This window comes from Methanosarcina subterranea (genome assembly GCF_055385895.1).
Window position 1 is genome coordinate 286,448 of the sequence record NZ_AP042426.1, and the last position, 19,503, is coordinate 305,950.

Below are 19,503 nucleotides of genomic sequence, written 5' to 3' on the forward strand. Positions count from 1 at the left end.
AATATGATCTCAGGAAAAGCATCAACTCTTCACCAACAGTATCAATTATTTAAAGGAAGTCTCTACTCACTGGTGAGTTATGAAAAGTTTTCAAAAAATAGAGTTTTGTACATCTTCAGCCGGAACACTCGGTTAATAGAAATTTCATTGAATCTAAATCATGGCTGGTTCATTTATCTATATTATTAAACCATATTATGAATTTTGTTCCTTGATCTCTTCTAAGCTCGATACAGCCATCTATTTGTTCAACAAGGATATTTATAAGTTGGAGCCCAAGAGAATCCGCATCCTGATACTCTATTTCTTCTGGTATTCCTTTTCCGTCATCCGTTACTGTCAGCATATAATGGAAGCCATTCTTTTCCATACAATCCGGACCAGGACCGGAAATGCCACACTTTGAGGCAAAACTCTCCTTTTTGCAAAGGTTTACACGAACTTCGCCTTTCCTTCCGGCAGGGAAAGCGTGCTTCAGGGTATTTGATACCAGCTCATTTACAATAATCCCCAGAGGTATTGCAGTATCCATGCCAAAGTAAACCTGCTCAACATCTATTTTCAGGTTTATATTATTGCCAAGATTATATGAGCTGAAGAGATCTGCAGTCAGTTTCCGAAGATATGCTGCAAAATCAAGATTTTTCGCTCCTTTACCTTTATACAGCTCTTCATGGATGAGAGCCATTGAAGCTACACGGTTTCGGCTTTCCCTGAAGGCTTCAAGTATTTTTTCATCGCTAAACTTATCAGCTTCAAGACTGAGCAGAGAACAGATAACCTGCAGGTTATTCTTGATCCTGTGGTGGATTTCTTTTATGCGGATTTTATCTATCTTCGCCAGGGCTTCTTCAGCCTCTTTTTTCTCGGTGATATCGTATACTATCCCGGTATATATGGTTTCTCTGCCCTTTCTCTGGATTTTCTGGTGGATGTCATGCACCCATTTTACATCTCCATCCTTAGACTTTATTCTATAGTCTAACTCTCCGTAATAGTCATCAAAAGATTTCATTCTTTTATTTTCTCTAAGGATGAGATTTAAATCCTCAGGCAATATAGCCTGTTTCCACCCCCCAAAAACTAATTCCTCCTCAGTATATCCAGTTATTTCTTTAACAGTCCCATGAATGAACTCTAAATTAAAATCCTTATCTAGCTGGAAAGCAATGCCTTTAAAATTCTGTATAAAAGAGCGGTACTTTTCTTCACTTTGCTGTAATTTCTGCTGAGCAAGCTTGCTTTCTGTAATATCTTGGACTGTTCCTTTCACTCCAATAGGGGCATTTTTCTCATTAAAAATAACTTCGCCTTGCTTGCGGACTATGCGCTCTATTCCATCCGCTGAAATTATTCTGAAATCAATACTAAAAGGACTTCCATTTATGGCTTTTTTAATGTTATTATTGACATAATCTCGATCATCGGGGTGTATGTAATTTAAAAATTCGTTGTAATGTGGCGCTGATTCTTGAGGATTGAGTCCGAAAATACGATACATTTCCTGAGACCAGTATGTTTTATCAGTTGCAATATACCATTCCCAGTTTCCAAGATGAGCCATTTTTTGAGCTTCAGAAAGACTTATTTCGCTCTCTTTCAAAGAATTGTAGGCCTTTTCAAGCTCTGCCGTACGTACTTTAACTATTTTCTCCAAGTTGTCTAACGTTTCTTCTAGTTTAATTTCTGCTTTTTTTCTTCCGGTGATGTCTGTGAGCATCTTCATAGAGCCTATAAACTTGCCATCTTTATCAAAAAGGGATTTAGCATTTACAATTGTCCATAAAAGTGACCCATTCTTATGTATTAGTTTAAGTTCGTGGCTCCCATCAATACCCTGTTTTCTCTTTTCCATATTCTGTTTGGCGGCTGCCTTGCCATTTTCATCAGTAAAGCCCCACGCAGATCTGCCAATCATTTCTTCCTGACTGTATCCCAGCATCTCTGCCATTTTCTTATTAACGTAAGTAGTTCTGGCTTCAGGGTCAATTATCCATATACCTTCATTTGCTGTTTCTATGATGTTGCGGTATTTCTCCTCGCTTTCCCGTAGCGCCTCCTCAGTCTTTCTGCGCTCGGTAATATCTCTAATAATTGCCCCGAACTTCCCTCTTTTAGGGCTGAACGCGTAAACCTCAAAATACTTGTCCGCCACATGGCTAAAAATTTCAAAACGGGTTGACTGACCTGAGAGTGCCACTTCACCTAGCTTTTCAATCTGTACAGGGCTCGCATTAGGAAATACCTCCAGATTAGATTTCCCTAATACCTGTTCCCCTTTTATGCCCGTAACGACCTCATAAGCAGGATTTATCTCAAGGTGGCGATAGTCACGAGGTTTACCATCCTCGTCACAGATGATCTCTGCAAGTAAGAAACCCTCGGTCATATTTGTGAAAAGCATCCGATAGCGTTCTTCACTTCTACGCAGGGCTTCCTCAGCCTGTTTACTCTCAGTAATATCCGCGAGAGTACCCACACAGCCTATAATGTTGCCATTGTCATTTCTCAGAGGTCCCGAATTTAAAAGTAAATGGGACTTATTATGAAAGTTATGACAATCTTCAAGTCCAAAAGTCGCTTCCACTCCGAGAATGGATAATCCCTTCAGAGCAGAAGAAACAGGAAGAATACTTTTACCGGCGTCTTCTCCTTCTGAGAACTGTACATCAATAAGATTTTCAAATATCTGGAACGTCGGATCGCACCCACAGAGCTTGGGCATGGCATTGCTGAAGTGAGTTATCCTTCCCGATGTGTCACATACTGCTATAGCCTCGGCAGCCTGCTCTATGATCGACCGAGCCAGACGTTCAGCAGCAACTATTTCTTCATTTTTCTTTTGCTCGGTCAAATCTGTAGCTACAAGACACCAGGCATTAGGAGATCCATGGAACTTCAATGAGCTAACGGACAGGTACACGGGCAAATGCATACCTCCACTAGACTGAAGATTTATCTCTCCCCTGCCCGCTTCCTGCTTTAGGAGTGCCTTAAATTTGATTGCGTTCTCAGCTGCAACGAACCGATAGATAGACGTGCCTGTTATGGCCTGTAGAGGCATCTTCAGAAGTTCTGCAAATTGACGGTTACAGTAAAGGATAGTGCCATCAAAAGCCAGGGTAGCAGTGCCCTCATTCATTGTCTCCACAAGGACACGATATGCGCGATCTGCACTATCCAGGGTGAAAATCAATTCTCCTTCAGGTCCGGGTATCACCAGGGCATCGAGATCTCCCTCGCTGATGGCACGCTTGAGTTCTTCAGCTTCCTCCAGGCGTGATCTCAGGCTCTGTACTTCACCTTGTAAGGAATGATTCTCAACTGATAAGGCGTGATTCTCATCTAACAATGCCTGATAAGGTATTGGCTCCTGACCCTTTCCCACTTTAGAACGCATGTTTTATACTGTCCTTCAAAAAGTCGATTCTTCTTTCTTACTCTTAAATTTCAGGTCCATTCCAACCAGAACCCTTTCAGCATCCGACATGCTGCCTATAAGCTTTCTCAAAGGTGTCGGAAGCCTTTTGACCGTTCATACTATTAACTGACCATCGGGGAGCACACATCTTTCCACTACGTTAAACGTAATTCTAAACTCCGTTCCATGATCTCGTTTAGGCTCGATTTCTCCATCCAGCTGGTCAACGAGAATGTACACTAACTGTAAGCCAAGTGACTCAGCACTTTCTACTCCCAGGTCTTCAGGGATTCCTTTTCCATTATCTAAAATTGTCAAACTGAAAAGGGACTTATGCATTTCGTCATTCTTTTCTTCTCTGCAAAGCTGAATTCGGATTTCCCCCTCATCGTTTTCAGTAAATGCATGTTTTAGGGAATTGGAAATGAGTTCATTAACAATTATTCCTAATGGGACAGCAATATCCATATCAAAGAATGCATTTTCTTCCAGATCCATGCACAGGCGGATATTTTTACTGCTAAGGCTATAAGTTTGGAAAAGATTTTTAGCTAGCTTTTGGAGGTATGCTGAAAAGTCCAGTGTATCAGTTCCTTCGCCTTTATAGAGTTCTTCATGGATAAGGGACATTGAGATTACACGGTTCTGACCTTCCCTGAAAGCCTCAATAACCTTTTCATCCTCGAAATGCTCAGCCTGGAGGTCCAGCAGAGAAGAAATTACCTGCAAGTTGTTTTTGATTCTGTGATGAATTTCTTTTATCCGGATTTTATCTATTTTTTCCAGAGCTTCTTCAGCTTTCTTGCTCTCGGTAATATCCTGGATTGTTCCTCTCATTCGAACAGGGGTGCGCTTTTCATCAAAAATGAAATCTCCATTTGCATGGACTATGCGGTCTTCTCCATAGGATGAGATAATCCTATAATCAGTTCTAAAGGGCTTTCCGTTTAATGCTTCTTTAACGGCATTATTCACACGGTTTCGGTCATCCGGGTGTACATAACTTAAAAATGCATCGTAAGTTTCACCGAATTGAAGAGGATCAAGTCCAAAAATACGATAAATTTCATCAGACCAGTATAATTCATTAGTTAAGATGTTCCAGTCCCAATTCCCAATATGAGCTATTTTTTGAGCTTCATTGAGTCTTGCCTCATTCTCCATTAATGACTCATAAGCTTCTTCAAGTTCAGATGTACGCTCTTTAACTAGATTTTCTAAATTATCCAGCGTCTTCTTCAACTTAGCTTCTGCTACTTTAATGTCTGTGATATCACGGGAGATAGCAAGAATGGAAGTCACTTTGTCGTCAACAAACTCTGGCACTATTTTTGTGTTTAAGTAATAATCTTTTCCTTGAGATGATACGTATTGGAACTCTACTGTTTCGGGTTTTCCTGTAGCAAAAACCTTTTCATAATGTTTTTCCAGAAACTTTAACTGCCCGGAATACCTTCCCAGTTCACTCTGAGTTTTTCCAATAATTTCTTCTGGAGATCGACCATAAGGTCCTGCAACAGCAGCATTAACATATATATGGCGCTTTTGTCTATCAAAACGAGCAATTATATCCGGAGAATTTTCAGCTAATGTACGGAAACGTTTTTCGCTCTCGCTCAATGCTTCATTAGCTTCCTTGAGTTCTTCAGATTGAGTCCTCAATTCTTCGTTGTATGTCCGCAATTTCTCTGATTGAGTCTGGATCCGTTCGTATGCCTCACGCAGTTCCTTTTCCGTTCGCTTGCGGTCAGTGATATCTGTAAGAGTCACCACACAGCCTATGATCTTGCCATTGGAATTTTTCAGGGGTCCTGAGTTTAAAAGTAAGTGGTACTTCTGGTGGAAATTATTGCAGTTATCAAGTTCGAAGACCGCTTCCATTCCTAGAATGGCAGACCCTTTCAGAGCAGAAGAAACAGGAAGAATACTTTTACCGGCGTCTTCTCCTTCTGAGAACTGTACATCTATAAGATTTTCAAATATCTGGAACGTCGGATCGCACCTGCAGATCCTGGACACGGCATTGCTGAAGTGAGTTATCCTTCCCGATGTGTCGCAGACTACTATAGCCTCGGCAGCCTGCTCTATGATAGATCGAGCCAGACGCTCAGCAGCAACTATTTCTTCATTTTTTTTCTGCTCGGTCAGGTCTGTGGCCACAAGGCACCAGGCGTTTGGAGACCCTTCGGATTTTAATGAGCTGATGGATAGGTACACGGGCAAAGAAGTGCCTCCCCCAGCCTGGAAATTGATCTCCCCCCTGCCTGCCTCCTGCTTCAGGAGTGCCTTAAATTTGATAGCGTTCTCAGGCGCAATGAATCGATAGATAGATGTGCCTACTACAGCCTCTGAAGGCAGCTTCACGAGTTCTGCAAATTGACGGTTACAGTAAAGGATAGTGCCATCGAAAGCCAGGGTGGCAGTGCCTTCATTCATTGTCTCCACAAGGACACGATATGCTTGATCGGCACTATTCAGGGTGAAGATCAACTCCCCTTCAGGTCCGGATATCACCAGGGCATCGAGATCCCCTTCACTGATGGCACGCTTGAGTTCTTCAGCCTCTTCCAGACGTGCTCTAAGATCCTGTATTTCAGCCTCTAAGGCATGATTCTTATTTGCCAATGCCTCATACGATACAGGCCCCCGACCTTTTGCCAATTTCGAACTCATATTTACAACGTCCTTCCCCAAACGTCGATCACTCTTGTTGTTTTTCATCATTTTCATTAGGTTTGGATATCAGGTCCATTCCTAACAGAACCCTTTCAGTATCTGACATGCTGCCTATGAGCTTCCTCAAAGGCGGGGGAAGCTCTTTTATAAGGGTTGGAGCTGCTACTATCTGACCTTCTCTGGCGAAGACCGGATTCTGATAGATATCGATAACCTCCAGCTGGTACTTGCCGGGCAGATACTCATCAAATATGCGCTTGATATTATCTATCGCCTGTATGGATTTGGGCCCCATCCCAGCAACATACAGGTGCAGAACGTATTTTTTATCTTTCGTTTTAGCCAGAGCTTCCTCAAAGGCGGCTGTGGAATCCTTGACATCCGATTTTTCGGTCTCTTCATTTTTGGACATTAGCTTCCCCCACAGGGAGTAGATCCAGGCCTACAAGGACGCGCTCAGTATTCGAGAGGTCTCCTATAATTTTCTTTATAGGTGGGGGAAGCCTTCTAACCAGTGTTGGGACAGCCAGTATCTGGTCTCCTCTGGCTAGCTGTGGATTTTCCAGAAGGTCTACAATCTCGATCCTGTATCTGCCGCCAAGATGCTCTTCGCAGATTTCTTTTAAGTTTGCGAAGGCTGTCAAACTCTTTTTAGTCTGGCCTGCCACATATAACCTCAGGATATAAAATTCCGGGTCAGGCGTAGTATCGGACTCAACAAGCTCAGGTCCGTTGTCATTTTGTGCTTCGTCTTCCATCGAATTTCCACCATTTAAACCTAAGAAGAATTACTTTCCCGGGCGGGCCTCTTCTATGCAGTTTGGGCCCTCGATTATTTAACACGGGCTATAAGGCAAATAAAATGTCCATTTGTCCAGGTTTTGAGATCGTTGCCCGCATAAACCACTGCCGATGTAAGGCTGAAGATCGTCTTTCGACCTCTTGCTCCTCACGATACGAGCTTTCGGTTCCTCTTCGGAGATTTTTTCTACAGGGCCTTTTTCATTAACAACACCTATGAAACTGGAGATTCTCAAATCCAGGGCTTCCAGGACTTTCTTCTGATTAGAGAGATCCCCTACTATTCTCCTGCCAGGGTAATTCTTTCTAATGAGAGTGGGAATAGCTACTATCTGATCTGCTCTGGCAAGACCTGGATTCTTTATGAGATCTATGACTTCGATACGGCACTTTCCCTCGAGATATTTATTACAGATATCTTTCAGGTTATCGAAAGCTAGCTGGCTCTTCCTGTTATTGCCTACCACATAGAGTTTAAGTTCATAAACACCCTCATCGTACTGGGCATGCATGGCCGAATCACTCGTCTGCTCTGTATCACCCATCGAGACCTCCGCTGTTCGTCTAGTGTAAGTCGGCCCTTCTTATTCTAGCCATCTCGCTTCTGTCTTTGGCTAGCGCATTACTTCTGAGTGCTTCCTCAGAGCTGAGCTTATCCAGTTCTTCTTTCTGCACCTCAAACTCAGAGTTCAATGCTGTTATCTGGGCATCCAGAGATTTGAGCTTACTCTCCAGTTCTCTCTTCCTGCGCGCAGCATTCTTACTTTGAGCTGCAATTTCGGCTGTTTCCTTAGCTTCCTGGATATCTCTGGACGAACCCATAAGCAGACCTCCTGAAGGTCCCAGGTACACATCCCGAATCTCTATTCCGTGGTCAGTCAGCATGTACTCCCTGATCTGGTTTGAGTGCGCCATGCCTCTTGACTTAACAACAGAGATGCCACGGTTGCGCTCATTATTACTCTCAAAGAAGCGGAGGTTAATCCAGGTATCCATGAGGGAGGATATTTCCTGAGCATTAATTCCCTCGGTACTTTCGTGTTGCACAAGGCTGGTACATATAGCGGTAATGTTTTTGGACTTCAGGTAGTCGATAAGTCTTGTGAGCATGAGCTTAACATCGATCTCGGTACCTGCACTGATAAGGTTTGTGATAGGATCTATGACAATGACATTCGGGTTAAAAGTGTCCAGGATCTTGCGCATGCCCATTAGGTGCATTTCCAGGCCGTAGGCCATGGGCCTTGAGGCATGTATCTGCATAAGTCCGGAATCCAGGTAGGGCGGGAGGTTTATCCCTATGGATTTCATGTTTCTGGCTATCTGGTCTGGAGACTCCTCGAATGCGAAATACAGGCAGCGCTCTCCTCTTTCGCAGGCAGCTATACAGAACTGGGATGCAAAACTGGTCTTGCCTGTGCCGGCTGTTCCTGAGACCAGTATGGTGGTGCCGCGATAGTAACCCTGCCCTCCAAGCATTGTATCCAGACGCGGTATGCCTGACGATATCCTCTCTGTAGACACCTCGTGTTCCAGGCTCAGTGAAGTGATAGGCAGGACCGATATTCCGTCTTCCTCTATCAGGAAGGGGTACTCGTTGGTGCCGTGTTTCGAGCCCCTGTACTTAATAATCCTCAGGCGCCTGGTTGATATCTGTTCCTCCATCCTGTTATCCAGGAGGATAACACAGTCTGCAACATATTCTTCAAGCCCGTATCTGGTAAGGGATGCTTCTCCGCGTTCCCCGGTAACTATGGCTGTTACACCTCTATCCTTCAGCCAGCGGAAAAGCCTGCGAAGCTCAGAGCGCAGTATGGCTTCGTTCTTGAATCCTGAGAACAGAACTTCTAATGTGTCCAGAGCTACACGTTTTGCGCCTATGGAATCTATTGCCAGACCAAGCCTTATAAACAGGCCTTCCAGATCGTACTCGCCTGTTTCCTCTATCTCGCTTTTATCAATGTGGACATAATCAACCAGCAGCCTGTCCCTGGCTTCCAGGTCGTCCAGATCGAACCCAAGAGAGGCAAAATTCTCAGCCAGATCCTCAGCAGTCTCTTCAAAGGCCATAAAGACGCCCGGCTCGCCGTACTTTTGAGCTCCCTTAACCAGAAACTCCATTGCCATAAGGGTCTTTCCTGAGCCTGCACTCCCGTATACCAAGGTTGTGCGACCCTTCGGCAGCCCTCCATAAGTGATATCATCCAGACCGTTTATGCCTGTTGGGGCCTTCTCCAGACTCTTCTCTTTTAAAATCCTGTCCTTTTCTTCAATCATTAAATTCCCCTTGTAATACTCTGATAAGTAACATACATTATTATAAATTCTTATTTTTCATTAAGTCTTTCAGTATTGGTACTTTAAGTATGTAAGACTGTTTTTTAAAAGATGATCGGGCTTTATATTCTTAGAAACAAATCATCGTTCCTGGTGAGGATTTTTTATTTGTCATAATCTCTTCAACCAGTAGAAAAAACTTAAAATTTCTATTTCTTTTATATTTAATTTTCCCATAACTCTCACCTATGAGAACAGGAATCTTTCCGAAACTTTTTTCTCACTAAATGGTTTCTCTTCTATAATAAATTTTAAAGAAAAAAGATAGATCCCTGGGAATTTTTGCATTTTATTTTTTCTAAAATCAATTGTACAGTAATATTTTTATACTCCCTATCCAATCTGCAAACTAAGGTTTAATGAGCTTGCTTGCTTTGAGGTTTTTTTCCACAAAGAAACCTGATTTTAAATATGCTTTCGGCTCATTAAAATCTGCATATACTCCACAAGATGCCGGCAGGTTTCTCCTTTTCCCCTGCCGGATCCACACACCCTTTTTTTCGATTAAACTGTACCTGATCCGGAAAAACCTGCCTTCTTCTCCATGCCTCTCCCATAGGCTCTCTACTTTCCCTTTTGCAGGCAGGTTTTTTCCGGATAGCAGCTTGTCGAGGGAAACATTGCAGTTTCCCCGTCTACCTGACTTACATTCCGAAAGCTGTCTGTGTAATTGTGTTTTCGATTTCGTTCTTCAACTCTTCCGGGATTCCCCTTATCCCAACGTCCAGAAAACCCCTTATAATCATTCCAACGGCTTCTTCTTCGGTAAGCCCTCTCGCCATCAGATACTCGACTTGGTCTTTGGCAATTTTTCCTACGGCTGCTTCATGAGTAAGCTCGATGTCATCCACATTTGCCTCAAGGATAGGAATTGCGAGCTGGCTCCCTTTGTCGGTAAGGACAAGTCCTTTACATTCAAGGTGCCCTTTTGCACCCTTTGCATTGCCTATCATCTCACCTCGTGCAATCAGCCTCCCGCCGATGGTAATCGTTCTCGAAATTAGTTCGGCTCTCGTTCCAGGTGCATTGAAAATAGCCCTGCTTCCAAGGTCGAGTACGGAGCCCGGGTGCGCAATTGCTATGGTATTGAGCCTGGTCACTGCTCCCTTTCCTTCGAGCCTGACAGTCGGGTATGTCTGTACGGAGCGTACGGGTTTCAGGCAAATGTAATTGCTTACGTAAGTCCCTCCTTCTTCCACATGGACAACTGTCCTCGGGCGGACTCCGATCTGTTCAGCCCAGTTGTGGATCATTGTGAAATTCAGAGTGGCACCTTTCTTTACGTACATCTCGGAAATCCCCATATGCAGCCCCTCTTCCACTCCTTTTTTGGAGGTACAGCCTGTGATTATGTCAAGACTTGCTCCTTCCTCGACGATTATAATATTATGCACTGTTTGGGATACCTTTTTGCTTCCCAGCATAAGGCAGGTCTGGACAGGCATTGCGGATTTCTTTCCAGCAGGCACCCGGATAAAGTAGCCGTCCGCATCTTCAAGGTAGGTCTTCGCAGTGTACTTGTCAGCGTCCACCTGCACCAGTTTCCAGGAGTAATCTTTGAGCCACTCATATTTTTCCATGGCTTTATGCGTGGACATTAGTTCCACATTCTCATCTTTCAGTGAAGAATGTGAGACTGCATTATCCATTACCAGAAAACTGCCTGATCTGCCCTCTTCGCTCGGGATCACCCCTACCTGAAGTAGGGTCCTTTTGCTTTCCTCGTCAAGAGTCCGGAGGTCTTCAATAGGCTTGCTGACCTTGGAGCCTTTTTCATATTTTTCCAGTTCAAAATCCTCTCCGTAAGCCGCTTTTTTCTCAGTTGCGCTTTCGGCTCTCTTTTTAAGGCTCATTTCATCAGTCTGCATGTAATACACTCCTGGTACCCTTTGTTTTTTATTTCTTCCAGCATTTTCAGGGGGTTTCCTGAGCACATGACCGTCCCGTTACAGAGAATATATCCTCTATCTGCCTGTACATAATCCAGGACCTGGCCTGTGTGGGTAATAATAAGGGCTGATTTTCCCATTTTGCACCTTTCTCCAGGGCAGTCTATCCCTATGTCGAGCAGTCCTTTTATTGTCAATCCTACCTGTTCTATGCTTACAAGGTCTACTCCGGACTCGGGTTCGTCCAGCAAGTAGAGGCTCGGGTCCTGGGCTGCAAGCTGCAGAAGTTCGGAGCGTTTGATTTCCCCCCCCGAAAATCCCACATTTACGTCCCTGTCCAGGAAGCGGTTCATATCAAGGTTTTCGGCAAGTTTTTCAGGGTCCTTTTTTCCTTTCGATGCTACTTTTACAAGGTCCCTCAGTTTAATTCCTGACATATCCGGCGGGCGCTGCATCATTATACCCAGCCCGCGGCGGGCTCTTTCATCTACTGGAAGATTTGTAATATCTTCTCCATTGAACAGTATACTGCCTTTCACAATCCTGTACTCGCTAAAGCCCATGATTGTCCTCATGAGGGCTGACTTTCCGGCTCCGTTTGGTCCGAAAAGCACGTTTGTATACCCTTTTTCAACTTCGAGGTTCACGTCATGAAGCAAAGTTTTTCCGTTGACCTCTACAGTCAGGTCTTCTATCTTCAGCATCGATGTTTCTCCCTTTATCTCATTTTAGATACGGTTTCCCCTGTTTCTTTCTCCGTATCCGAGAAGTAGCGTTCGAAGTGCGCCTTTTTAATACACTATAGATATGTAATTTCTATTATGTATGGCAGAAATAATAACAAAGATCAGAGTATTCTGGCAATTCTATCTGATCTCCGGTTATCTGCACAAGTTCCTTTATTCTTGTTGGAGGACATTGTATTTCTAACCATATGTTTCTAAATGTCTCCGTGACCTCTTTTAAAATTAAAGGGTCAAGCTAAGGGCTATCTAATATAGAAAACAAAAACTGAAATCACTATAGAACTAAACGAAAGTAATTTTTCTTAAGCAGAAATGATTTTTTGAAACGAGGGTAGCTACTTGAAACGAAAGTAGCTGTTTAAAACAAAAATAACGATTTGAAATATAATATTTTCGGAAAAGGAGCGTGTCACTCTTAATGGAATTCAAAGCGCATGCCAGCCCGAGTTTCCGTATATTTTGAGGGGAAAGCGCTCTTTATTTTTTCTTTATGGGCTGTGCAGTGTCCGGATGCTATCAGTTCCATCTCTTTAAGCCTCTCAAACTTCTCGCTATTATGAAGCCCTCCAATAATTCCTTTAATATCCCCATGAAAAAGAGCAGCATCCATGATTGCATCAATGCCCGGGTGAGCACAGCCTGTAAGCACATAGGACCCGTTTTCTGTGTCCAGGACAAGAGACTGTTCTTTTATTTTATCTCCCAGTTCTCCTGTGCTCCAGATCTCATCAGATATTCTTATTGCTTCCCTTATCTCTACAAGGTTAGCCCTCTTCTTAATTTCCCTTTTGAGATTCTCTGAAAAAGATGAAGGAACATATACCGTGAGTCCGGGATTTGCGCAAAGGATCTCGGGTAGACCGCCTATATGGTCCCAGTGCTGATGGGAAAGGACCAGTTTATCTATACAGGCAGGATCAATTCCAGTTTTCTCCATATGCTTCAGTAGCAGAGTCCCATCCCATCCGGTGTCGAATAGAAGGGTTTCTCTGCCTGTTTCAAGTAGAGCCGAAAATCCCCAGCTTCCTGTGAAACCAGGGCATGCTTCGTTATCATATAGTATTGTCAGCCTGAGCATCTACCGATCTCACGTTTTCAGCATTTTTGATTATCTTTCTACACGTAGCCGGTTTATATTCCCAGGTTTGTGTTTCCCGGTTCATATTACCCGGTTTATATTTCTGACATTGTTCGGTAATCCAGTACAGTGGAAATCGGGTTTGTTTCAATTTCAATTCCTGTTTCCTCAAGGGCACAGATCCCGTTAATTCCTCCCACTACTGCAACTCCGAACTTTCCGGTTTCAACCGGGGCTCCAAGTAAAAATTCGTCAATTTCTCCTGTAGTAATGCAGCCTGCCAGACCCACTTTTTCTGCCCTTTTCAAAATCTCTCCTGTCATATCATAGGCAGAGGCATTTATCTGCCGCATATTGGCAAGAATTTTTCCTTCCCCTTTCTCAAGTACTTCAAGAACTGATGTAGGAGCCCTATTCATAAAAATCTTTATCGGGTCAATAGACGTTCCGCTGTAGGAGATCAGGTCAAGAAAACGTGCCGGTTTTCTATTTTCTATCTGGAGTATTCCTCCATAGGCGGGCTCTACCGGGACGCCTGCTTTCAGGAGAAGCCCATCAAAAGTGACACTGCACACCGTAGCAATTCCTATTTTCCCCGGAGGAAGGGGTATTTCAGGGTCGGAGCCTTCTTCAAAGATTCTTACTCTCGGGCTTATCATATATCCTGAATGGGCCGTATAAGAAATCAAATTTATAACAGTTTCAAAGTCGTCCTTGTCAAAATAGGAGATATTTACTATGACGTCGCCTTTGTCTGTTTCGGGGTTATATGTGGTCCTGAACGCCATCTCTTCGATTCTGGATATTACAAAGCCAAAACGGTCCCCTATAAGGGCATCATTCATTTCGCTTTCTCCAAGATCCGTAAGCGTACGCCCGGCATATCCATGTTTGTGTGTAAACCCTCTCTCATCCAGGATCCTCAGGTGGTAGCGGACAGCCCTCTCTCCTATATCATAGCCCCGGTTGTTCAGTTCGTCGGCTATGGCCCGGGCACCTATAGGTTTGTCACTTTCGTGAATCACCCTCATGATTTCAATGAGTTTTCTCTCTATTTGCGGATCCATCATGTTTATAACACCGTTATACCCTGTATTAATTCCGTAAACTTTACGGATAATCGTGATAAAATCACAAAGACCACAAATTGAATATTTTGTGAGTGGTCTCAATGAGTAAACTAAGTGGTTTCAGTAGAGTTTTAATAAGCAGTTTCCGGGACGTCTCTACGAGTTTTACAGGAAGTTCCGGATCAATAATTATTTTTGAATCTAATTTGCTATTTCTCGACGGCACAAAACGGATTCAGTCCTGCTTTTAAATACTCAATTATAGTAAATCTTTTCGTACTTAATATAAGTTTGTCTTATTTACGCAGGTCATTTAAAGTGGCAGCCAGTTAAAATGACAATTTTAATAGGTAAATTTACGAATAATAAATTCCTGGCACAAGACTATCAATAATAAATTATCAGTGATGAACCATCAGTAACAAATTCCTGGAAAGAGATATCGCTAATAAGTTCTAATAGAAATTCTCAATAATAATCATCACGCTGTTTATAATCAATTAAGTTATTGATTAACCGGTCAGACCACTTATAGTTATATAATTTTTACAACCCCAGGCTCTGGAGAGTAAAGTTCTCCTGTTTCCAGGAGTTTCTTCATAATTGTCTCGAATCTTTCCTCACTTACCCCTTTCTCCAGAGCTTTTTCACGAAGCTCTTCGATTTTCATTTTTCCATCTGAAGCTTTAAGGATTTCACTCAGAATTGATTTCTGGTCTTTTTTAGCTGCTGTGCTTCCAGAAGAAGTTCCGGACACTGGATGTTGAGCTGTTTTTTTTGTGGCTTGACCTCCGGAGCCTGAGCTTTCGGTTTCTTTCGGAAGGGTTTTCAGGGAAAAAGTTTCTTTTCCTTTTCCGGAAAGTTCAGCCTGCAGATGGGCCCTGAAGTCCACAGCTTCGGATAACTCTTCGAAAGAACCGAATATTCTGAGTTTCCGCGCCTGAAGAAGGGCTCCGCAGTGCTGGCATCTAAGAGTTTTCTTTCCGGTTTCGGTTATCTGGGCATGCTGCCTGCATTTAGGGCATACAATAATAACATAACGCAAATTTCCGGTTTTTTCTCCAAACTCCATATTTTCTCACTTTCCGTACCTTCTCTGCCTTTTCTGGAAATCTCTTATCACTCTCAGAAGGTCTATCCTTCTCACATCGTTCCAGTTGACGTCCGTAAAATACAGTTCCGAATATACGGACTGCCAGACAAGGAAATCCGAAAGCTTCTGACCGCCCGAACGGATCATTATGTCAGGTTCATGCTTGACAAGAAGGTGTGATTCAAGCATTTTTTCGTCCACTTCTCCAGGTCTGGTATGCCCCGCCTTAACCTCCTCAAGAATAGAAATTACAGCCCTGGTTATTTCTCCTCTTCCTCCGAAACCAAGTGATACATATACAAAAAAATCCCTGCTCTGCCGGCTACTCTTTACTTCACCTTCAAGTCCATATATTTCATAGCCTGTCCCGGAAGGGAGGTCTATGAAATATTCTTCCAGCCTGGCTCCAAGAGTTGATGCAATCTCGGTTTTCACCGACTGGTCAGCCTTAAGAATGTCCACATAGATGCTTACGAGTTCTACCTTGAACCTTCTGAACGTAAGGATCGCAGTCAGGAGCTTTTCAATTCCTTTGTGTTCAAGGAGGTCGGTTTCCTTGAGTATGATAGCTACATGCGCCGGGGTCTTTGTAGTTGATCTCGTTATTTGCCAGGCCAGGTACCTCTCATAAAGAGGATGACCAAATAAAAGCAGGTCCATTGAGTGTTCCTTCTACAAAAAGCCTTAAATGGCCCAGGATTTGTTTTTCATTTTTCATCTCAAGCTTCAGGTCCTTCCCGTATATGTAGTCTTTTTGGCTTGTTTTACCGCAGGTTACTTTGCAGTAGATATAATCTTAATTACATCCCCATTTTTCAGTTCGTGCTTTTCCCCAAGCCTGAGTCTTGTTCTTGCATCCACCGCATAGAGGAAACGATCTCCGATCTCGGTATGGATCTGGTATGCAAGGTCATGACAGGTGGATCCTCTTTTCATAAGGTAAGCATCAGGAAGCATATTCCCTACTTTGTCGGACCATTTTCCTTCATCTTCTACAGGATATACCACAATAAGGTCCAGAAGTTCGAAGACAGTCCTGTTTATACACTCCTGAACACCGGTGGTGCCAAGCCGTTCAATTACTTTATGGATAGCTTCAAGACCTTTCTTCTGGGCTTTTGTAAGTTCCTCTGTAAGCACCTTGAAGTTGCTGTCTCCTGGCACATACCCGATTATCCCACTCTTTGCCGCTGATTTCAAAGCCAGTTCGGCTGCTGCACTGGTAGGTACTACTATCCTGTCAAGTTCTCTTAGTTTATCCAGGTTTTCTCTTGGGGCAATATCTGCCTTATTTGCAGCGATAAGCAGGGGTTTGCTGACCTCTCTCATAGTATCACAGAGCCGGATCATATCCTCTTCAGTCCATTTAATATGATCCGTCCTTGCAAGCCCTGTGTCCATTAAGGCAGCACTTACGTGAGATTCCTTTATTCCTGCTCCTGCAAGCTGCTCTGAAATTACTACTTCAAGTTTGAGCCCTTCTGCCTGGATCTTTCTGGAAAGCTTCACCCAATTTCTTTCCAGAATCCCATAGAGCCACATTGTAATTTCTCTGTTCAGGAAAACCACATCCTCAAGTGGATCATGGTCTCCTACTTCTACAGGATTGCCCTCACAGTCTGTCCCGCCTGAGGCATCTACAACGTGAACTATTGCCTGGGCCTGCCTGAGTTCATCCAGGAACGTATTTCCAAGCCCTCTCCCTTTGCATGCGTCCGGTACAAGCCCTGCGACGTCTATAATGTCAATAGGAACAAGTCTGATTCCGTCCGCGCACTTCCCGCACGTTTTTTCCTTCTCCTTACATGGGCACTCAGTCCGAACATATGTGACGCCGTGGTTGGCATTGATAGTTGTGAAAGGATAATTTGCAATTTCGACATCTGCAAGGGTAGCCGCTTTAAAGAAAGTGGATTTGCCCGCATTGGGCTTTCCTGCAAGGCCTATGGTCATCGACATAAATTATAAAAACGAACTTGTTGCATTTAATCTTTATTGATATTGAAGCCGTGGAAATAGGTTTTTTTACGCACTTTTCAGAGGAAACAGAAAGATGCATTGCAGGTTCAGCTATTTTTTCAGTAACAAAGTTTATATCCTAGGATGTGCTTATCAGTGGTGCTCGCTTGCGTCCCGATAGGGTAGTGGATATCCTTGAGGCCTGCGGAGCCTTAGACCTGAGTTCAAGTCTCAGTCGGGACGTAAACTTTTAATTTTGATTATTCTTAGATCATTCATTTCAGATTCATTGTGTCTTTATCTTTACGGTTTTTTATATCCTGCTTTTCCCTTACTATCTTTTGTACCAGATCTTTTGATTTCAAAGCTCTAGAATTCTTTTATTTTCTGTTTAACTTCTATTTTTATCTCTTATTTCTTCTGTTTTTCTCACCAATCTCTTAAATCTATCAAAAAGATAATGAATATAAATTAACTTATTAATAAAGACTAAAAGATGGTGATGTTTATGAAAGGGAAAATTCTGGTTTTACTTCTGGTATTTGTGTTCTTACTTGCCTCAGGTTGTTCTGAAGACGGAGCGGAGCCTGTGACCGAAGAATCCAATGATTCAGAAGCCGCCGCAGCTGAACCACAAGGAAATGTACCGCAGGAAAATGTTGCTCCAGGATCTGGAGAAAATCATATTATCTACCTTGAGTACTATAATGCAACAACGCAATCAGTAACACGTTCAGAACTGGATATTTCGGCAGGGGATACAGTCTCCTGGTGGAGTAAGAAAAGGCAGGGAGCTTATGTCCTGGTAAGCGAAGAAGATCTCTTTCCGGATCAGGAACTGGCTTACAGAGTCCCTTACAGCTATACTTTTACCAGTCCGGGGACCTACCTTTTCACTGTAAAAGACACTCCGGAAATGAATGTTACAATCAGAGTGAACTGAAAAACTTTTTTTCTCCTTTTTTTAAAAGGACTGTTAAAAGGGCTGTTTTTTTCTGCGGATATCTGACCTCTGCGTGGTTGGGCAGAGTTTCAGGGTTAACCAGTAATAAAAAAGATCGGAATGACCCATACTATCCGTTTACAGATCAAAGTCTCAAGCTCTTTATGAACGCCTGCAAGAAAAGGCATTACGGGATATTGTAATAATGCTCTTTTAGAAAAAGTAAACTTCGACTGCTTGCAGGGAAAGCACCCTTTAAAAGCCAATCTGTTTGAGAGCTAATATATTTAAGAGTTATTTTCAACCTCAAATTTTAATAGAAGGAAGAATTTAATAGAGGAAAGATTTCTTTCAGACCCTTGTAATAGGCCTTGCCACGCCTTTATAATGATCAAAAAGTTCTTTTCCCCATTTAAGTGCGCTTTCATCAAAACTTACCAGGTTATGGTTGTAATAGATCCCGCTATTACAAAAGAGGGACAGAGCCATAAATTTCTCTGTAACTATGCTTGATGCGATTTTCATATTGTTATTATTGCATACATACAATTTGGTGTATTTTAAATTCAGGAAGTGTTCAAGCTCTTTTTTGTAATCGTTGAGCATCCTGTCATAGACGTACTCTGTGAATACAAGGGTAATATCCGTTCCCTTTGCGGCAAGCTCTATACAGAGAGAAGGATAGATCGGAAGGAAAAATGACGATGAGATCATTACCTTCTCGGATTCGGAAAGGTGCTTAACAACTTCTTTTGGGTACTCGAACACATGGTTCCGGTCAGGGTTTACTTCAATATAATCTCCAAGCTTTCCTATGCTGTCCAGAAACTCAGGAGGAATTGATGTCATATCCTGATTTATCCAGTAATCATGGTTTTTATCGAAAACATTAAAAGTTTCGAGAATTGCTTTCATCTTGGGGACAAGAATCTCTCCGATACTGGAAAGTTTGTAAAGCCTGTTAGTTTCAATAATTAAATCCTGCTTCACCAGGATCTTTATCTGGGTCATTATCGGGCTTGAGCGTACATCGAGTGTGTTTTTAATCTCTTCGATAGTCTTGGGCCCGTCCAGAAGCAACAGAAGGAGGTTTTTCCTTTTTTCTGAAAGAAAGAGAACATCCAGTAATGATGACTCCATCTGATTCCCTCTCTTATTTTTTCATCCTGTTATATCTAACATTGTATATATCTCTATACCAGAAGTTTATACACTTCTTTACCTTTCTCCCTGCCATTATCATTTATGGAAAAGGTACTTACAGGTTAATAACTGTAGGGACATTCTTAAAATTGCCATTTTTTGCGTAACAAACTACTACTATAAGATATATAATTATTTTTCATTTTTTTATTTCGAATGCCCTCTCATTCTTGGCTTTTATCCGACAAAACTCTTACTCCAGCAAAACTTTTACTTATACACTTTCATATACCTGATAACTAAAACATCATTTATATTTAAAATCAGTGGGGAGTTCATCTGTACCT

15 protein-coding genes and 1 tRNA gene are annotated in these 19,503 nt (G+C 42.7%); 2 read left to right on the plus strand and 14 right to left on the minus strand.

Translation table 11 applies throughout. From position 1 onward, the window contains the following. Positions 1–169: 169 nt before the first annotated feature. The 13 genes from ACZ5A8_RS01265 to ACZ5A8_RS01325 form a co-directional block, all read right to left on the minus strand. On the minus strand, positions 170–3,400 hold the full coding sequence (locus ACZ5A8_RS01265; protein WP_464531778.1) for a PAS domain S-box protein: 3,231 nt from the start codon (positions 3,398–3,400) through the stop codon (positions 170–172). A gap of 135 nt (positions 3,401–3,535) precedes the next feature. Next, positions 3,536–6,094 carry a PAS domain S-box protein gene (locus tag ACZ5A8_RS01270; protein ID WP_464531780.1) on the minus strand — a complete coding sequence of 853 codons (2,559 nt, stop codon included), beginning with the start codon at positions 6,092–6,094 and terminating at the stop codon, positions 3,536–3,538. Between the two features lie 28 nt (positions 6,095–6,122). After that, positions 6,123–6,509, minus strand: coding sequence for a circadian clock KaiB family protein (locus ACZ5A8_RS01275; RefSeq protein ID WP_229387411.1), 387 nt, complete (start codon positions 6,507–6,509; stop codon positions 6,123–6,125). After that, a complete protein-coding gene (locus tag ACZ5A8_RS01280) occupies positions 6,496–6,855 on the minus strand; it encodes a circadian clock KaiB family protein (protein ID WP_464531781.1) in 360 nt (119 codons plus the stop codon). Before ACZ5A8_RS01280 ends, ACZ5A8_RS01275 begins: the two co-directional genes overlap by 14 nt. A gap of 78 nt (positions 6,856–6,933) precedes the next feature. Then, a complete protein-coding gene (locus ACZ5A8_RS01285; protein WP_464531782.1) occupies positions 6,934–7,443 on the minus strand; it encodes a circadian clock KaiB family protein in 510 nt (169 codons plus the stop codon). A gap of 19 nt (positions 7,444–7,462) precedes the next feature. Beyond that, positions 7,463–9,175, minus strand: coding sequence for a circadian clock protein KaiC (gene kaiC, locus ACZ5A8_RS01290; RefSeq protein ID WP_464531784.1), 1,713 nt, complete (start codon positions 9,173–9,175; stop codon positions 7,463–7,465). 704 nt (positions 9,176–9,879) lie between these two features. After that, complete coding sequence (locus ACZ5A8_RS01295) at positions 9,880–11,103, minus strand: SufB/SufD family protein (RefSeq protein ID WP_464531785.1); 1,224 nt, start codon at positions 11,101–11,103, stop codon at positions 9,880–9,882. Then, the gene (locus tag ACZ5A8_RS01300) at positions 11,085–11,828 is read right to left on the minus strand and encodes an ABC transporter ATP-binding protein (protein ID WP_464531786.1); all 744 of its coding nucleotides are present in this window, start codon (positions 11,826–11,828) and stop codon (positions 11,085–11,087) included. Before ACZ5A8_RS01300 ends, ACZ5A8_RS01295 begins: the two co-directional genes overlap by 19 nt. A 457-nt stretch (positions 11,829–12,285) precedes the next feature. After that, positions 12,286–12,948 carry an MBL fold metallo-hydrolase gene (locus tag ACZ5A8_RS01305; protein WP_464531787.1) on the minus strand — a complete coding sequence of 221 codons (663 nt, stop codon included), beginning with the start codon at positions 12,946–12,948 and terminating at the stop codon, positions 12,286–12,288. Between the two features lie 95 nt (positions 12,949–13,043). Further along, entirely contained in the window at positions 13,044–14,018 is a 975-nt protein-coding gene (locus ACZ5A8_RS01310; RefSeq protein WP_322225190.1) for a DUF128 domain-containing protein, read from the minus strand. A 535-nt stretch (positions 14,019–14,553) separates the two neighbouring features. After that, positions 14,554–15,090: a DUF5817 domain-containing protein gene (locus tag ACZ5A8_RS01315; RefSeq protein WP_464531789.1), complete on the minus strand. Its 537-nt coding sequence runs from the start codon at positions 15,088–15,090 to the stop codon at positions 14,554–14,556. A gap of 6 nt (positions 15,091–15,096) precedes the next feature. Beyond that, the gene (locus tag ACZ5A8_RS01320) at positions 15,097–15,771 is read right to left on the minus strand and encodes an undecaprenyl diphosphate synthase family protein (RefSeq protein ID WP_464531790.1); all 675 of its coding nucleotides are present in this window, start codon (positions 15,769–15,771) and stop codon (positions 15,097–15,099) included. A gap of 114 nt (positions 15,772–15,885) precedes the next feature. Then, a complete protein-coding gene (locus ACZ5A8_RS01325; protein WP_464531791.1) occupies positions 15,886–17,070 on the minus strand; it encodes a redox-regulated ATPase YchF in 1,185 nt (394 codons plus the stop codon). A gap of 171 nt (positions 17,071–17,241) precedes the next feature. On the opposite strand from ACZ5A8_RS01325, the gene ACZ5A8_RS01330 reads away from it, so the two are divergent. Beyond that, positions 17,242–17,313: transfer RNA gene (locus ACZ5A8_RS01330), tRNA-Arg, on the plus strand. Between the two features lie 265 nt (positions 17,314–17,578). Next, the gene (locus ACZ5A8_RS01335) at positions 17,579–18,013 is read left to right on the plus strand and encodes a cupredoxin domain-containing protein (RefSeq protein ID WP_464531793.1); all 435 of its coding nucleotides are present in this window, start codon (positions 17,579–17,581) and stop codon (positions 18,011–18,013) included. Positions 18,014–18,364: 351 nt separating this feature from the next. On the opposite strand, the gene ACZ5A8_RS01340 is transcribed toward ACZ5A8_RS01335, so the two are convergent. Continuing rightward, entirely contained in the window at positions 18,365–19,153 is a 789-nt protein-coding gene (locus ACZ5A8_RS01340) for a helix-turn-helix transcriptional regulator (RefSeq protein ID WP_229387435.1), read from the minus strand. Positions 19,154–19,503 lie beyond the last annotated feature (350 nt).

Bases quoted from the DNA above. Each gene is read 5' to 3' on its own strand.
- ACZ5A8_RS01265 (WP_464531778.1), bottom strand. From the start codon at position 3,400: ATGCGTTCTAAAGTGGGAAAGGGTCAGGAGCCAATACCTTATCAGGCA.
- ACZ5A8_RS01270 (WP_464531780.1), bottom strand. From the start codon at position 6,094: ATGAGTTCGAAATTGGCAAAAGGTCGGGGGCCTGTATCGTATGAGGCA.
- ACZ5A8_RS01275 (WP_229387411.1), bottom strand. From the start codon at position 6,509: ATGTCCAAAAATGAAGAGACCGAAAAATCGGATGTCAAGGATTCCACA.
- ACZ5A8_RS01280 (WP_464531781.1), bottom strand. From the start codon at position 6,855: ATGGAAGACGAAGCACAAAATGACAACGGACCTGAGCTTGTTGAGTCC.
- ACZ5A8_RS01285 (WP_464531782.1), bottom strand. From the start codon at position 7,443: ATGGGTGATACAGAGCAGACGAGTGATTCGGCCATGCATGCCCAGTAC.
- kaiC (WP_464531784.1), bottom strand. From the start codon at position 9,175: ATGATTGAAGAAAAGGACAGGATTTTAAAAGAGAAGAGTCTGGAGAAG.
- ACZ5A8_RS01295 (WP_464531785.1), bottom strand. From the start codon at position 11,103: ATGCAGACTGATGAAATGAGCCTTAAAAAGAGAGCCGAAAGCGCAACT.
- ACZ5A8_RS01300 (WP_464531786.1), bottom strand. From the start codon at position 11,828: ATGCTGAAGATAGAAGACCTGACTGTAGAGGTCAACGGAAAAACTTTG.
- ACZ5A8_RS01305 (WP_464531787.1), bottom strand. From the start codon at position 12,948: ATGCTCAGGCTGACAATACTATATGATAACGAAGCATGCCCTGGTTTC.
- ACZ5A8_RS01310 (WP_322225190.1), bottom strand. From the start codon at position 14,018: ATGATGGATCCGCAAATAGAGAGAAAACTCATTGAAATCATGAGGGTG.
- ACZ5A8_RS01315 (WP_464531789.1), bottom strand. From the start codon at position 15,090: ATGGAGTTTGGAGAAAAAACCGGAAATTTGCGTTATGTTATTATTGTA.
- ACZ5A8_RS01320 (WP_464531790.1), bottom strand. From the start codon at position 15,771: ATGGACCTGCTTTTATTTGGTCATCCTCTTTATGAGAGGTACCTGGCC.
- ACZ5A8_RS01325 (WP_464531791.1), bottom strand. From the start codon at position 17,070: ATGTCGATGACCATAGGCCTTGCAGGAAAGCCCAATGCGGGCAAATCC.
- ACZ5A8_RS01335 (WP_464531793.1), top strand. From the start codon at position 17,579: ATGAAAGGGAAAATTCTGGTTTTACTTCTGGTATTTGTGTTCTTACTT.
- ACZ5A8_RS01340 (WP_229387435.1), bottom strand. From the start codon at position 19,153: ATGGAGTCATCATTACTGGATGTTCTCTTTCTTTCAGAAAAAAGGAAA.